Origin of the sequence: Umezawaea tangerina (genome assembly GCF_003002815.1) — a bacterium.
Classification (GTDB): domain Bacteria; phylum Actinomycetota; class Actinomycetes; order Mycobacteriales; family Pseudonocardiaceae; genus Umezawaea; species Umezawaea tangerina.
The window spans coordinates 174,913-190,480 of sequence record NZ_PVTF01000011.1 but is presented as its reverse complement, the minus strand read 5'-3'; the positions used below and the strand labels follow the sequence as shown (position 1 = coordinate 190,480).

Here is a 15,568-nt window from a genome sequence, read left to right as displayed (position 1 = left end):
TCAGCGCTCCTGTTCCGCGGCCGGTGCCGCTCCGGTACCCGCCAGCAGTGCCTCGATCTCCGCCTCGCCGAACAGGGACAGCTCGGCGACAAGGGCCGCGATGTCGTCCACCGGGTCCTGTGAGCCCTTCGCCTCCAGCCGGGTCCGCACGAGCTCCGCCATCGCGGCCGGGGTCGGGTCGGCCAGCACGTCGGCGAGCGGCACCTCGACCGAGAACTGGTCGCGGACCTGGGACAGGAGCCGGACGATCAGCAGCGAGTCGCCGCCCGCCTCGAAGATGTCGCCGTCGGGCGGCAGTTCCTCGTTCCCCAGCGCCTCGCGGACCAGCGCGCCGATCCGCTCGACGAGCTCGCCGTCGTCCGCGGGCCGCGCGGCGGCGTCGGAGGTCGAGGTCGCCGGGCGGGAGACCCGGTCGTCGCGCACCCACTGGTCGAGGCGGTGCCGGATGTCCCAGGTGGACACCGCGACGTGCGAGACGTCCCGGAGGGTGAGCAGCCGCCGGATGGCCTCCAGCCCCTCCTCCCGCTGGATCGCCTTGTCGTCCATGCCGCGCCCGATCGCCGAGATCGCGCGCTTCTCGTCCTGGTGGTGCTGCCAGACGTCCCACGCGGCGCTGATCCACACCGTCCGGTCGAGCCCGCGGTTGGCGCGCTCGGCCGCGGCGTCGAGGAAGTGGTTGGCGGCGCCGTACCCGAGCAGCCGCAGCCCGCCCAGCACCCCGGCCAGCGAGGACAGCAGCAGGCAGAAGTCCACCGGGTGGTCGGCCAGCACCCTCTCCAGCACGATCTGGCCGTGCGCCTTGGCCCGGAAGTGCCACCGGCACTGCTCGGCGTCGGCCGCGGTGACCGCCCTGTCCCACCGTTCGCCGGGCAGGCCCGCGGCGTGCACGACCCCGTCGAGCCCGCCGAACCGCGCCCGCACCTGTGCCACCGCGGACCGCATCGCGTCCTCGTCCGAGACGTCGGCCGCCACCACGAGGAGTTCGACACCGTCGGACTCCAGCCCGCGCAGCCTGCGGATCCGCAGGGCCGTCTCGTCGTCGTCCTCGTGGCCGTCCGCCCACGCGTCCCACTCCTCCCGCGGCGGCAGCGGTTCCCGGACGAGCAGGGCCAGCCGCGCACCGCACTCCCGGTGCAGCCAGCCCGCGATGGTCGACCCGATCTCGCCGAGGCCGCCGGTGACCAGGTAGGTCCCCCGCTCGCGGAGCCGGGAGGTGGCGCCGGCAGTCCAGTCGGCGCGCACCGGTTCCAGGTCGGCGACCCAGCGCTGCCCGCCCCGGACGGTGGTCGCGACCTCGGGACGGCGGAAGCCGGTCAGCTCACCGGCGAGGGTCCGCAGCGAGGCGGGGTCCCTGGACGGCGGGAGGTCGAAGTGCCGGGTCCCGATGTTCCCGTGCTCCTGGCCGATCACGCGCGCGGCCACCGCGAGCGGGACCAGCTCGGCGGCGGGCTCGGGCTCGGCCGGGCTGACCGCGTACGCCCCGGCGCTGACCAGGTCGAGCTGGACCGGGGTGGTCACGCCGTGCGCGCTGAACGCCTTCACCAGCGCGATCAGGCTGTACAGGCCGGTGCGCTGCGCCGCCTCGAACCGCTCGACACCGCGTTCGGGCGGCAGTTCCGCGACCGACCAGGCGTGCACCACCCGTTCCGGCAGCCTGCCTTCCTCCAGCAGCGCGCCGACCAGCCTGAGGTGGTCGTCCTCGTCGTCGGGCCGCAGTGTCCACACGTCGTTCGTGCGGCTGTACTGCGTGCCCGCCAGCACCCTGATCACCTCACCGGTGAACGCCCGCGCGACCAGTCCGTCCGCGGTGCCGTCCCGGTCGGCGAACAGCAGCACCGGTTCGGCGAGCGGCTCGCGGTCGCCGTCGAGCGTCCCGACCGCCCGGCGCCACACGGGTGCGGAGAACCACTCGTCCAGCGGGAGCTTGCCCGGTGCGGTCGACCAGGCGGACCCGGTGCCGCCCGCCACCGCGGTGCCGGGCTCCACCCAGTACCGGACGCCCTCGAAGGGGTAGGTGGGCAGCGGCACCCGGCGTCGGCCCCGGTCGGCGTGGTAGGCCGCCCAGTCCACCGGCAGGCCCACCGCCCAGAGCCTGCCGAGCGCGGTGGTGACGGCGGTCAGGTCGGCCGCGGCGTCACGGGTGCGGGCCGCCGAGGTCAGCACCGGTACGCCGGTCTCGCGGTCGGGGTGGCGCCGGGTGAAGGTGGCCAGCGTCTGTCCGGGGCCCGACTCGACGAAGACGTGCCCGCCATCGGCGAGCACCGCGGCGACGTTGTCGGCGAACCGCACCGTGGCGCGCAGGTGCCCGCCCCAGTAGGCGGGATCGGTGGCCTCGTCGTCGCGGATCCAGGTGCCGGTGCTGTTGGAGGGGAACGGGATCCGCGGGCGGTGCAGGGCGACCCCGCGCACGAGGTCGGTGAGCGGGCCGACCGCGGGCTCCACCATCGCCGAGTGGAACGCGTGGGAGGTGGGCACCTTGCGGTGGGCGACTCCGTCGGCGGTGAGCTTGGCGGTCAGCTCGCGGACGGCGTCGCGCGGACCGGAGACCGTGCACACCGCGGGCTCGTTGACCGCGGCCAGCGAGACCTCCGGGCCGAGGTAGGCGGTCAGCTCCTCCGGCGGCAGCATCACCGCCGCCATCACCCCGGCGGGCAGCGCGTCGACCAGCCGTCCGCGCTCGGCGATGACGTGGAGCGCGTCGGGGAGCCCGAAGACCCCCGACAGCGTCGCGGCGACGTACTCGCCGACGCTGTGCCCGATCATCGCGCTCGGCCGCACGCCCCAGGCCGTCCACTGCTTCGCCAGGGCGTACTCGACGGTGAACAGCGCGGGCTGCGTCAGCGCGGTGCGGCCGAGGTCGTGCGCCTCGCCGCGGTGGCCGGTCAGCCGGGGGAAGAGCACGTCGCGGATGTCCAGGCCCAGGTGCGGCTCCAGCAGGTCGGCGCACTCGTCCACGACGTCGCGGAAGACCGGCAGGTGCTCGTACCAGCCGCCGCCCATGCCGGGGTACTGCGCGCCCTGACCGGGGAACAGGAACACGACCGGCCGCTCGGCGGGCTGGCCGGAGTCCCGGTACACGTGCCGGGGATCGCCGGAGCGCAGCACCCGCGCCGCGGTCGCCCGGTCCGGCGCGGTGACCACCGCGCGGTAGTTGAAGGTCCGCCGCCCGGTGGCCAGCGTGTGGGCCGCGTCGTGCAGTGCCGGGTCGCCTGCCGCCCCGAGGGGGTCCTCCGCCCCCTCCAGGTGTTCGGCCAGCGAGGCGCACAGCCGGTCCAGCGCGGCGGGCGACTTCGCCGACACCGGCAGCAGCACGATCGGCGGCTCGGCCGCTTCGTCCGACGGGTCGCGGTGCGCCGCGGGTGCCTCCTCCAGCACGACGTGCGCCGTGGTCCCGCCCATCCCGGTGGAGGTGATCGCGCAGCGCAGCGGAGCCCCGGTCGAGGGCCACGGCGACGCCTCCGTGCCGACCCGGAAGCGGGTGCCCTCCACCCGGCACTCCGGGTTCCACCTCGTGAAGTGCGGCGTCGGCACCAGGGTCCGGTGGCGCAGCATCAGCACGCACTTGATCAGCCCGGCGATCCCGGCCGCGGTGCTCAGGTGGCCGAGGTTCGCCTTGACCGAGCCCAACGTCAGCGGCTGCGCTCCGTCCACCTGGTACACCCTGGACAGCGCGTCGAACTCGATCGGGTCGCCGACCCTGGTCCCGGTGCCGTGGGCTTCGAGGTAGCCCACGGTCGCCGGGTCCACCCCGGCCACCGCCAGCGCCTCGGCGAGCACGGCCGACTGGCCCGCGACGCCGGGCGCGGTGTAGCCGACCCGGTCGGCACCGTCGTTGCCCACGGCCGAGCCGCGCAGCACCGCCCACACGGTGTCGCCCTCGGCCACCGCGTCCTCCAACCGCTTCAGCACGACCACGCCGACGCCGTTGCCGAACAACGTGCCGTCGGCGGCGGCGTCGAACGGGCGCACGGTCCCGGTGGGCGAGGTGATGCCGTCGACGTCGTGCCGGTAGCCCGCCTCGTGGGGGAACCGCAACGAGACGCCCCCGGCGAGCGCGACGTCGCACTCCCCCGCGATCAGGCTCTGCGCCGCGACGTGCACCGCGACCAGCGACGTCGAGCAGGCCGTCTGCACGGAGATGCTGGGGCCGGTGAGGTTCAGGTGGTAGGACACGCGGGTGCTCAGGTGGTTCGGGTCGTTGCCCATCAACGCGGCCTGGTCCTCGCGCATCCGCGACAGCGACCCCGCGAACCCCCGTTGCCCGGTCAGCACGTTGTGCAGCAGGTAGGTGCCGGCCAACGAGCCCGCGAAGACGCCGATCCGGCCGTCGTACCGCTCGGAGTCGTGGCCGCTGTGCTCCAGCGCCGACCACGAGGACTGGAGGAACAGCCGCAGCTGCGGGTCCATCCGCTCCGCCTCGCGCGAGCTGAGGTAGAAGAACGAGGCGTCGAACAGGTCGACGTCCTCGACCACGGCCGCCCGGCGCACGTAGCGGTCGTCGGCGGCCTCGGCCTCGTCGACCCCGGCCGCGCGCAGCCGCTCGTCGTCCACCTCGGAGATCGCGCTGTCGCCCGCGACGAGGTTGCGCCAGAACTCGTGGTGGTCGCGCGCACCCGGCAGGCGGCAGTCCAGCCCGACGACCGCGATCCGGCCGTCGGGCGGGGAGTCGTCGTGCGGTCGGTCAGTCATCCGATCCTCCAGTGACGGTGGGCCGGTTCCGACGCGAGACGGGGGGGCTCGGCGGAATCCGTCGTGGGGTCTGGGCGGTGTGCCGGGGCGCGTCCCCGCCGGGCCTGGACGAGGGCGCGGCGGCGGGCGCCGCGCGCGTGGGCGCCGCCGTCGGCGTCGGGCAGCGGCGCCGAGAGCAACCCGGTCAGGCGGCGGATCGTCGGTGCCCCGTACAGGTCGGTCATCCGCAGCCACGGCGCGACGACGCGCGTCAGCCGCTCGTGCACGGCGGCCATCCGCAGCGAGGTCCCGCCGAGGTCGAAGAAGTTGTCGTCCAGACCGATCTCGGCGACGTCGAGCACGTCGCGCCAGGCGGCCAGGACCTCTTGCTGCCGAAGGGATCCCGGCAGCGGACGGGGTTGTGCCCCGGCGGCCGCGCGCGGGTCGGGCAGCGCGGCGCGGTCGATCTTGTGGTTGGCCGTCACCGGCAGCGCGTCCAGCCGCACGAACCTGGTGGGCACGGCGTGGTCGGGCAGGCGGAGCCGGAGCGCGGCGCGCAACGCCGTGGTGCCGGGCAGTGCGGCGCCCGCGGTGACGACGTAGGCCGCGAGCTGGAGCTCACCGCGCGCGTCGGTGAACGCCGTGACCACCGCGTCGTCCACCTCCGGCAGCTGCTTGAGCACGCTCTCCACCTCGGCGGTCTCCACCCTGATCCCGCCGATCTTCACCTGGAAGTCCTTGCGCCCCAGCAGGAGCAGCGTGCCGTCGGGCAGTCGGCGGGCCAGGTCCCCGGTGGGGTAGGCGTCGCCGGTGGCGTGCGCGCTCGGCGAGAGGTACGGGCTCACCACGACGACCTCGCCCTCCCCTTCGCCGTCGACGGTGCGGCCGTCGCCGTCGACGAGGCGGACGGTGGTCTCGGCGACCGGGAACCCCAGCGGGAACACCCCGGTCGGCGGCCGGTAGTCGCGGCCCGCCACGCGCAGCAACGCGCACGAGCACTCCGAGGAGCCGTACGCGCCCGCGATCTCGCAGTGCGCGCCGAACAGCTCCCGGTAGGCCTCCAGGTCGGCGTCGTGCACGCTGTCGCCGCCCAGCGCCAGCATCCGCATCGCCGGGAGCCCTTCGCCGCGCGAGCGCATCGCGGCGACCAGCGCGCGGAAGATCGGCAGGGTCGAGTGGTAGACGGTGACCCGCTCCGCGGCCATCCAGCCGAGCAGGCCCGTGACACCCAGGGTCTTGAAGTCCAACGGGTACAGGGCGGCACCGCTGAGCAGGGCGGCGAAGGTGTCCTGCACCGCGGAGTCCCAGCTGTAGGCCGACTGCAGCGACAGTCGGTCCTCGGGGGTGATCCCGAGCCCGTCGATCCACGCGCGCGCGTGGTGCAGCACGTTGCGGTGGGTCTGCCGGACGACCTTCGGGCGGCCGGTGGAGCCGGAGGTGAACAGCACGTAGGCGTCGCCGTCCTCGACCGCGGCGGGCTCTCCCGACGCGGCGCCGCGCACCAGCTCGTCGTAGGCCAGCACCGGCCGGTCCTCGGCCAGCCGCCGCGCCACCTCCGCGGGCTCCTTCGCCGTGACCAGCGTCCGCACGCCCGCGTCGGCGACCATGAGGCCCAGCCGGTGCTCGGGGTAGGCGGTGTCCAGCGGCACGTAGGCCATGCCCGCGCGCAGCACCCCGAGCAGCGCCGCGATCATCTCGGCCTCGTGCGGGAAGAGCAGCCCGACCCGGTCACCGGGCCGGAGTCCCCGGTCCACCAAGGAGCTCGCGATCCGCCGGGAGATCCCGTCGAGCTCGGCGTAGGTCCACCGGGTCGTGGGCGTGACCACGGCCTCGCGATCGGGGAAGCGCGCCGCCACCGCGTCGAACCGGTGGGCGAGCGTCAGGGGCACCGGGTCCGCCGTCATGGAGCGACCGTCCCCTTCGTCAGCCGGTAGTCGAACAGCGCCGTCGGGTAGGCGGGCCGCTCGCGCAGTGCCGCGTAGACCAGCGGCGCGTCGTCGGGCGAGAACCGCGGCAGCCGCAGGGCGTCGGCCCGCACCCTCCCGTCGGCCACCAGGTCGAGCGCGCGTTGCAGGTTCTCGGTGACCGTGCCCTCACCGGGCGGCGCGGTCACCTCGGTGCGCCCGCGCTCGTAGTCGTGGTCCCGGTACCCGGCGCCGCACCGTGCCGCGTAACGGATGTCGAGGTTGCCCAGCTCCACGCTGAAGGCGACCCGCGCCTCGAACCTGCCGACCCCGACGAGCCTGGGGCGGCCGGCCGCCGCGGCGGCCCACCGCGCCGCGGACACCAGGGTGGTGCTGGCATCCCCCGTGGTGCAGAGGAAGACGCACCGGCCCGCGGCGGCACCGGACCCGGTCCGCTCCGGGAAGCCCACGCCTGTCGACACCCGCGGGCCGAGCGCGGCGGCGGCGTGCAACCGCTCGGGCCGCCGGTCCAGCAGCGACACCGGGCAGCCGCGCGCCGACGCCGTCAGCGCGACCAGCTGCCCGACGATGCCCGCACCGACCACCGCCACCTCGTCGGCCGGGTCCAGCTGGGCCCGGTCCACCGCGTGCACCGCCGTCGCCGCCAGGTTCGCCACGACGGCGTCGTCCAGGCCGACGTGCGCGGGAACCCCGCGGCACAACCGGAACGGGACGGTGACGACGTCGGCGTGCACCGCCTGGCCCCAGCCCATGGCGATGACGCGGTCCCCGACGGCGAAGCCACTGACTCCTGGTCCGACCGCCTCGACCACGCCCGCCGAGCAGTAGCCCAGCGGGAAGCGCTCCCCGGTGCGCGCGGACCGGTCCAGGTAGTGCAGCTCGGTGCCGGGGCTCACCATGCTGTAGGCCGCGCGCACCGCGAGCTCGCCGTGGCCCGGCACGGCGCGCGGCCCCTCTTCCCACCGCGGCACGGCACTGCCGTGGGCGACCAGGCGCCGGACGGCGCTCGCCGCCGTCACGGGCGTTCCTCCACTTCCGGCGCGGCGAGCCACTGCTCGTCCGGGATGATCTCCAGCTCCTCGACGTAACCGGGGATGGGACCGTGGGCGATGGGCTCCTCCGACCTCTCGTAGGAGGCCCGCCGGTTGCGCTTGCGCTCCAGCCCGAGGTTCAGCCCCGCCAGCTCGACCGGGCCGTAGGCCAGGAACCCGCGCGAGCGCGCCCGTGCGACGGCCGCGGCCCCGACGTCCGTGCGGATGAACAGGCGGCCGTGCTTGGCGATCCCGCCCCCGCCGGTGCTGGCCGCGAAGATGTTCGGGTCGCCGTCGCTGACGCTGAGGTCGGCCAGCCCGGACATCCAGTCGCCGCAGGACAGGCACCGGTGCGTCTTGTTGCCCGCGAAGTCCTTGACCGCGCGCCAGAACGGCACCCGGTGGTCCACGCCGTCGTCGGTGCGGACGCCGATGTCGCCGGGGTAGTCCCCCTCCCGGTAGCGCAGGCGCACCACGGACTCCAGCGGCACCAGCGCCCGCTGCCTGATGACCTCCGCCGTCCCTTCCGGACGGGTGCTGGACGAGCAGGCCGGTTCGACCAGCAGGACGACGTGCTCGCGCGCCCACTTGCCCGCGCGGGTGTCCATGGCCTGGAGCTTGCGCATCGCCTGGACGTGGCAGGCGACGCCGGTCATGGCGACGCGCGCGTCGGGTTCGGTGTCCATCACCCGCCGCAGCGCGCCGAGGTAGGGGGCGAGCTGGTAGGTCGACTGGGCGGTCTCGGCCAGCTCGTCGGAGTCGCGGACCAGCACCGGCGAGGCGCGCCACGGCTCGTCCCGCTCGCGCCCCATGCAGAGCACGACGTCGGCGAACCCGGTGGACAGCGCGAACTGCAGCACCGCCGAGATCGAGCCGCCGCTGGCCGAGGCGGCGAAGAGCTCCTCGTCCACCGCGTGCCCGGCGACGACCTCCCGGAAGATCCCGGTCCACCGTTCGCCCGGCTCGCGGGTGCGCCCGAAGAGCAGCCGCTCGGCCTCCGGCGTCGCCGGGTCCAGGCCGGGGCACGCGTCCAGGCAGTCGGTGCAGCCACCGCAGTCCGCCGCCGTCCACGTGTCCACGGTCAGCACGGGGTCGAGGCCGTCGAACCCGATCACCGCCTGCGGGCAGGCCAGCTCGCAGGCACCGCACACCGTGCACAGCAGCGGCCGCAGGACCGCCTCCTCCAGCTGCTCGAAGGTCATCGCGGCGTTCCCCCGGCCGGGTCGGCGGCGAGGACCGCGGCGGCCAGGCCCCCGCGCAGGAACTCGTACTGCTCGTCGTCGAGCAGCACTGGGGGCACGATCTTCACCGTGGCTCCTTCGGGTCCGCCGCCGAACAGCAGCACCCGCCGTCGTGCCGCGGCGTCGAGCACCGCCCGTGCCACCGCGGGGTCCGGGTGCCCGTCGGGCGCGCAGTCGAAGGCGGCCAGCGCTCCGACGGCGCGCACCGAGCGCATCCACCGGTGCCGCTCCGCGAGCGCGCGCAGGTCCGTCGCGAGCCGCTCGCCGAGCCGGCGGGCGCGGGCGGGCACGTCCTGTTCGGCGATGACGTCCAGCACCGCGCACGCCGCGGCGGCGGAGACGGGGCCGCCGGAGAAGGTCGAGGTCTGCACGCCGGGGGGAAGCGCGTCCACCACGGAGCGCTCACCGACGACCGCGGCGATCGGGAAGCCGTTGCCGAGGGTCTTGCCCAGCAGCGTCAGCGCCGGGGGTGCCGCCATCAGCCCGGCGGTGAACATCCGGCCCGCCCGGCCGAGGCCGGTGTAGATCTCGTCGAGCACGAGCAGCGCCCCGCGGGCCAGGGTCTGCCGGGCGATCTCGTCGAGCACGGTCGGCGCGACGTCCAGCACGCCCTCGGTCACCTGCACGGGTTCGAGCACGACCGCGGCGACCCCGCCGGCACGTTCCGCCGTGTCGAGGACCGCGGCGAAGCTGACCGCGAAGGCGTCCACGTCGGCGGGGCCCACCCGCGGGTCGGGCAGGTCGGCGGTGAACACGACGTCGTCGGGAAAGGCGTTGTAGGCCTTGAAGTCCGTGCGCCAGGTCAGGGCGAGCGCACCGGCCGTCTTCCCGTGGTACCCGTGCCGGAACGCCACCACGGCCCGGTTCCCGGTGGCGGCCCTGGCGATCTTCAGCGCGGACTCGACGGCCTCCGCGCCGGTCGCGGTGGGCAGCACGGCGGGTTCGGCGTACGGGGAGAGCAGCCCGAGCCGGTGGACGAGCGCGGTGCGGGCGTCGGACCCGAGCTTGCAGCCGGTGTGGGTGAGCCGTCGCACCTGCGCCACCGCGGCGGCGGTGACCGCGGGATGCTGGTGCCCCAAGGTCACCGCGCCGCTGCCCGAGGTCGCGTCGAACCAGGCCGGGCCCTCCTGGGGGTGCAGCCACGGGCCGTCACCGGAGTGGAACTCGGGACCGAGCACGGTCGCGGTGGACCGGGCTTCGACGGCCGTGACCGCCGTGAGGCTCCTCAGCACCGCGCCTCCTCGGTGACGGACGCGCCGACGTGGCGCTGCACTTCGACGAAGCCGGGGAACGAGGTCCGGTGGCAGGCACCGCCGGTGACCCTGGTCGTGCCGGGGACGGCCATCGCCAGGGTGGCCGCGGCCATCGCGACGCGGTGGTCCTCGAAGCCGGGCACGGTCCCCGCCCGCAAAGGGAGCCCACCGACCACCGTGAGACCGTCGGCCGCGGGCTCGACCCGGCCGCCGAACGCGGTGACCATCCGCGCGGTGGTGTCCAGCCGGTCGGTCTCCTTGAACCGCAGCTCCTCCGCGCAGCCGATCCACGACCTGCCCGGCAGCCGGGCCGCCACCGCGGCCAGCAGCGGGACCTCGTCGATCAGCGAGTGGAGCACGGCCGCGTCGACGACGCGGACGGACTCCACGCCGTTCAGGCCGCCCCGGACCACGATCGACCCCACCCGCTCCCCCGTCGCGCCGGTCCGCTCGTCGGTGTAGCGGATGTCCGCGCCCGCCTCCCGGAGGACCTCGAAGAAGCCCAGGCGGGTCGGGTTCAGGCAGACCCCCGGAACGGTGGTCTCCCCTTCGCAGGACCAGAGCAGCCGCGCGGCCACCGGGTACGCCGCCAGTGACGGGTCGGCGGGGACGTCGAAGAACCCCGGCACCTCGTCGCCGCCGCCGTCGTAGCGCAGCTCGTGCGCGGACTCGGTCAGCCGGGCGCCGAACGCGGCCACCATCCGCTCGGTGTGGTCGCGCGAGCGGACCGGGTGCTTGATCACCACCGGGAGCCGCGCGGCCACCGCGGCCAGCAGCACGGCCGAGCGCGCCTGCGCGCTCCCCACCAGCAGCTCCACCGACCCCGACCGCCACACCTTCCCGCGAACCCTGACCGGCAGGCGGCCGGGCTCGCCGAGGTGGTCGATGACGGCGCCGAGCGCGACGAGGGGCTCGACCACCCAGTCCATCGGCCGGTGCCGCAGCACGTCGTCACCGTCGACGACGGCGTCGACACCGGTCCCGGCGAGCACGCCGATCAGCAGCCGGGCGGCGGCGCTCGACCCCTCGGTCTGCACGTACGGCACACCGTCGGGCCAGCGGCCCCCGGTCGGGTGCGGTCTGGGGGTCTGCGCGACGGGCCGGTCGGCGCGCCGGACCACGAGCGCGGTCCGGTCGCCCTCGACCGACCACCCCAGGGCCCGCATCGCGGGCAGGAGCGCCCGCACCGCACCGCCGAGGTTCGCGCCCGCGATGGTCACCACGGGCGGGGCCGTGGGCAGCAGCGCGGCGAGCAGCGCCCGGTGGCTCACCGACTTGTCGCCGGGCACGACCACCTCGCGGGCCGCGGCACCGGGCATCGCGTCGCGGCCGTGCACCACCAGGTCCGCCGAGTCGGTCACCGGGCGTCCGAACCGGGAGTTCACGCTCACTCGCAGATCTCGCTCTCCACGACGTCGAATTCGCCGGAAATCGACTCCGACCCATTCAGGGGAATGACTTCGAAAAAGAGGATGGACAACCATCGGAAAGATCTTGGGGTATTCGCCGGGTCGAGTCGATTCCCAATCCCGATACCGGCCGCTTCGGCCCTCGAATTCGAACATAGACGGGGCGTCGACGCGGTGTCAACGAACGCGGCGGTGGTCACCCGTCCGGACCATCAGGGATTCCGCCATCGAATCCCAGGCCTGCGCGGGGATCGGAATTCCTGGTGCGCACCCGGCTCAGCAGCGGTTTCGACGTCCCCCGACGCAGGCGTGCGCAAGGAGCTCACGCGCAGTTCAGAGAACTTCCCCAAGTCGCACGAAGCCGCACATCCACCTCACGGAACGGCGAATTCATGCCAACACATCCCGACAACTTTCCTGCATGTGCACGCAATGGGGAACTTCACCTCCGCTTCACATCACGGCCGATTGCCGTCTTACCCGAGGAAATGACGACAGGGATTCCAGGACCGGAAGACCGGCGACACCGCATCTGTGAAAATGCCGACCGGAAACCGTCACGGCCGACAGCGCCGCGGGTCCACACGGCACCACGACCAGTCGCACTACTCCGGCCGGCTCATCCACCGATGACCACCACGGGCGAATGGTCGAAGTGCGGCTTCACGCGAGAGCGGTGGCCAGCAAGGCGAAGGCGGCGACGATCACGGCGACCCGGACGTGGTGGAAGCGGTCCCAGCGGTCCCCCTGCTCCTTCCAGTCCGCGGGCCGGTTCTCCGGGGTCCAGGTCTTGCTCCGGTTGTTGATCGGGACGAGCAGCAGCACCGACATGACCACGCTCACGACCAGCAGCCCGGCGGCGACGACGACGAGCCCGACACCGGGACGCCCCCATCCCGCGACGGCCCAGACCGCGCACAGGACCAGCGAGCCGATGTACCAGAACGGCATGACGGCACCGAGCATCCGCCCCCCGTGGGCACGGCCGAGCTGGCCGCTGTCCTCGGGCAGCGCGTCGAGGATCCGGTTGACGACGAAGGCGACGGCAAACTCCACCCCCACCATCACACCGACGACCACGGTGGTGACGACCTCAAGTGCGGTGACCATGACTAACCCTCCCAGGATCTAGCATCGCTAGATGATGGGGCGACGCTAGCACCGCTACCGCTCGCAAGTCTAGCGCCGCTAGCGCACATGGCTCGTGATGTCGTTGACGCTTGGGCGACCAGTCGGCTGATCGGTGGTCGGCCACCGAGGGTGCTGTGGCTCGTCGGGTGTTGCAGTCGTGGCCCCGGACGGGTGGTCGTAGCCGATGCCGCCGCCGTGCATCCGCCGGCCGCCGGCGGGTATCCGGCCCGGTTCCTTGACCTCGATGTGCGGCAGGTCGCCGGAGTGGGGACGTCCGTGGCGGATACCGCTGCGGATCGGGTGCGTCGGACACATCCACTTCGCCCGGAGGTCCCCGCTTGGTCAACTCGACTCGCGGTCCACAACCTCAACAGCCACAACGGCCAACTCCCGTCGTGGTCCGTCCTCGGCACCACGCGGCCGACATGGGGTCGGCTGCCCTACCGGACGTCGGGGAGGCGAAGCCCCGGCGGTGGGGTCTGCCACGGGTCGAACACGGGAGGCGCGGTGTAGTGGTCGGTGTCGACCTCGGAGAGGTCCACCTCCCCGCCGGTGAACCGCGCGCCGCGGAAGGTCACCTCACCGCCGGTGAACTCGGCGCCCTCGAACCGGACGCGGCCACCGCTGAACTCGGCGTTGTCGAAGCTCACCGTCCCGCCGGCGAACTCGGCGCCGCCGAACCAGACCTCACCGCCGCTGACGCGCATCCCGTCGAAGTCCGCCCGGCCGATCGGGAACCGCGCCAGGCTGAGCAGGAACCGGCCGCCGCTCACCTGGATCCCCGCGAAGTCCGCCGCGCGCAGCACCGCCCGGACCAGGTTGAAGTCGTGGCCCTGCCAGCTGACCGGCGCGCCGGGACGGAGGTGGTCGCTGATCACGCTCGTGACCGACAGGCGCACCTCGGACTCCTCGTCGTGCAGCCAGGGCGAGTCCATCGCGGGCTCGTACGGGATGCGCAGGTACGCGCACAGCACCTCGATGCACACCTGGCGCTGCTCGACCCACTCGTCGGCGAGGCTGGCCATGGCGTAGACGCCCGCGAGCCGGATGGTCGGCCGCTCGTGGCCGATCTGCGAGCAGGCGGTCGCGAACCGCTCGTTCAGGACCTTGACGTACGCGCGCGCCTCGGCCACCTCGTCGATCCGCTGCTTGCGGTAGGCGACCACCAGCGCCACGACACCACCGACGCCCGCCACGACCGACAGCGCGATCTTGACGACGTTCAGCCTGATGTCCGGGCTCGGCGCGGCGGGCTGGCCCAGTGCCAGCCACAACAGGACGGCCGCGACGGTGAACACGGCGAGGCCGATCAGGACCACCGCGGCGATGTGCCTCGTGATCGGCCACAGCGCGGCGGTCTCGGCACGACGGCGACTCGTTGGGAGCACAGCGGGATCCTAGATCGCGGCCACCCCCGACCGGGGCCGCTTCACCACAAGATCGGCGCGGGCGGCCCGGAGGCGCTGATGCCGGCTGACGGCATCGACGACGTCCGGGCCGCCCGGTCGCGAAACCCCGGCCTGGCAAGGGAATCGGCGGCCGCCGGTCAGATGTTCTGGTTCGCGAAGCCCTTGGTCGCGATCTTCGACAACATGCCCTGCCACACCGACGTCGTGGTGTGCGGGTCACCGGACACGGCCAGCGCCGACTTGAGGCCGTCGAAGGCGCTCTGCGTCTTCGGGCCCCAGATGCCGTCGATGTCCAAACCCGCGGCGCGGAAGTTGTTGCAGGTGGCCTGGACGAACTTGGTGTCGGCCTCGGAGTCCTTGAGCACGCGGACCGGCATGCCGCCGAAGTCGGAGTGGATGTGGTCGTGGTGGTCGGCGTTGTACCAACCGTCGAGCACGTAGCGGAACCTGCGGCGGCACACGGCCTCCGTCGCCAGGTAGCGCTTGCGGGTCGCGGCGGTGCCCGACGCGTGGGCCTGGTCGAGCGGCGAGATCGTGTTGCCGCCGGACCAGCGCACGTGGTCGAGGTCCATCGCGGTACCCGCGCCGTGCTGCCCGTCCTTGTCGACGTAGAAGCCCGCGGACACGATGTAGCTGATCGACCCGTAGCTCGACGACAACGACCGCAGGTCGCGGATCCACGTGACGAGGGCGTCGTAGAACGCCTGGGTGGCCTGCCAGTTGCGGGCGGTGGTGTTGCCCCGGTTGGAGCGCCAGTAGTACACGGGCGTGCCGTCGATCTTCTGGAACGTGATCAGCGCCGCCTGCGCGCCGACCGCGGGCGCGAACTCGGACTCGACGTGCTGGTCGCCGATCTTGGGATCGGCACCCGCCAGCCCCGGCGCCACCGCGGACAGACCGGCCAGACCGGCGACGGCCGCCGCACCCGTGACGAAGCCCCGCCTCGAAAGGTTCTTCTCGAACACCCCAGTACTCCTCCGTGTCCATGACCGGCGGGGACAGGGGGAAGGGCCTGTCTCGCCAACCGGCAGGCGGGAGCCTATGGATCATGCCCACCTCGGGGAATCGCACCTGACCTGCGGCTTTCCTTTTCCTTTACCGGTCGGGCCCCCAGGCGCCGCGGCGACCCCGCCCGTCCGCCTGCGCCGCGCGGAACCTCGCGGTGACCTCCGCCGGGATGCGCCCGCGCTCGAGGACCACCAGCCCGGCTTCCCGCGCCCACGACCGGATCCGCCGGTTCCGCTCCTGCTCCGCGGCCGCCGTCTGTGCCGCGGCAGGCCTTCGGTGCGCGTTTCCGGTGCGCCGGGCGTGCCGGATGAACTCCGCCAACGCGAACCGGAGCCTCGCGGCGTTGCCCGTCGACAGGTCGATCCGGTACTCGACGCCGTCCAGCCCGAACTCCACCGTCTCGTCCGCCGCTCCCCCGTCGAGATCGTCCACGACCAGCACAACCACACGACGCGCCATCAGTTGTCCATTCGGCAGCCCAGCACCGGCGACC

Annotated in this window: 10 protein-coding genes; all 10 read right to left on the bottom strand. The window is 73.7% G+C overall.

The genetic code is table 11. From position 1 onward, the window contains the following. Window positions 1–4,689, bottom strand: coding sequence for a type I polyketide synthase (locus CLV43_RS33170; protein ID WP_106192228.1), 4,689 nt, complete (start codon window positions 4,687–4,689; stop codon window positions 1–3). Continuing rightward, window positions 4,686–6,572 (bottom strand): non-ribosomal peptide synthetase, encoded by a 1,887-nt coding sequence (locus tag CLV43_RS33165; protein WP_106192227.1) that lies wholly within the window; start codon window positions 6,570–6,572, stop codon window positions 4,686–4,688. Before CLV43_RS33165 ends, CLV43_RS33170 begins: the two co-directional genes overlap by 4 nt. Next, entirely contained in the window at window positions 6,569–7,612 is a 1,044-nt protein-coding gene (locus CLV43_RS33160) for a zinc-dependent alcohol dehydrogenase (RefSeq protein ID WP_106192225.1), read from the bottom strand. Before CLV43_RS33160 ends, CLV43_RS33165 begins: the two co-directional genes overlap by 4 nt. Next, window positions 7,609–8,826, bottom strand: coding sequence for a Coenzyme F420 hydrogenase/dehydrogenase, beta subunit C-terminal domain (locus CLV43_RS33155; protein ID WP_106192223.1), 1,218 nt, complete (start codon window positions 8,824–8,826; stop codon window positions 7,609–7,611). The genes CLV43_RS33160 and CLV43_RS33155 overlap by 4 nt, the downstream gene beginning before the upstream one ends. Then, window positions 8,823–10,097 (bottom strand): aminotransferase class III-fold pyridoxal phosphate-dependent enzyme, encoded by a 1,275-nt coding sequence (locus CLV43_RS33150; protein ID WP_106192221.1) that lies wholly within the window; start codon window positions 10,095–10,097, stop codon window positions 8,823–8,825. The genes CLV43_RS33155 and CLV43_RS33150 overlap by 4 nt, the downstream gene beginning before the upstream one ends. Next, complete coding sequence (locus CLV43_RS33145) at window positions 10,091–11,509, bottom strand: 3-phosphoshikimate 1-carboxyvinyltransferase (RefSeq protein ID WP_211304674.1); 1,419 nt, start codon at window positions 11,507–11,509, stop codon at window positions 10,091–10,093. Before CLV43_RS33145 ends, CLV43_RS33150 begins: the two co-directional genes overlap by 7 nt. 681 nt (window positions 11,510–12,190) lie before the next feature. Continuing rightward, complete coding sequence (locus CLV43_RS33140) at window positions 12,191–12,637, bottom strand: anthrone oxygenase family protein (RefSeq protein WP_106192218.1); 447 nt, start codon at window positions 12,635–12,637, stop codon at window positions 12,191–12,193. Between the two features lie 461 nt (window positions 12,638–13,098). Continuing rightward, window positions 13,099–14,046: a pentapeptide repeat-containing protein gene (locus CLV43_RS33135; RefSeq protein WP_146174990.1), complete on the bottom strand. Its 948-nt coding sequence runs from the start codon at window positions 14,044–14,046 to the stop codon at window positions 13,099–13,101. 158 nt (window positions 14,047–14,204) lie between these two features. Continuing rightward, a complete protein-coding gene (locus tag CLV43_RS33130; protein WP_106192214.1) occupies window positions 14,205–15,032 on the bottom strand; it encodes an extensin family protein in 828 nt (275 codons plus the stop codon). A 130-nt stretch (window positions 15,033–15,162) separates the two neighbouring features. Beyond that, window positions 15,163–15,534 carry a histone-like nucleoid-structuring protein Lsr2 gene (locus tag CLV43_RS33125; protein ID WP_106192213.1) on the bottom strand — a complete coding sequence of 124 codons (372 nt, stop codon included), beginning with the start codon at window positions 15,532–15,534 and terminating at the stop codon, window positions 15,163–15,165. Between the last annotated feature and the right edge of the window lie 34 nt (window positions 15,535–15,568).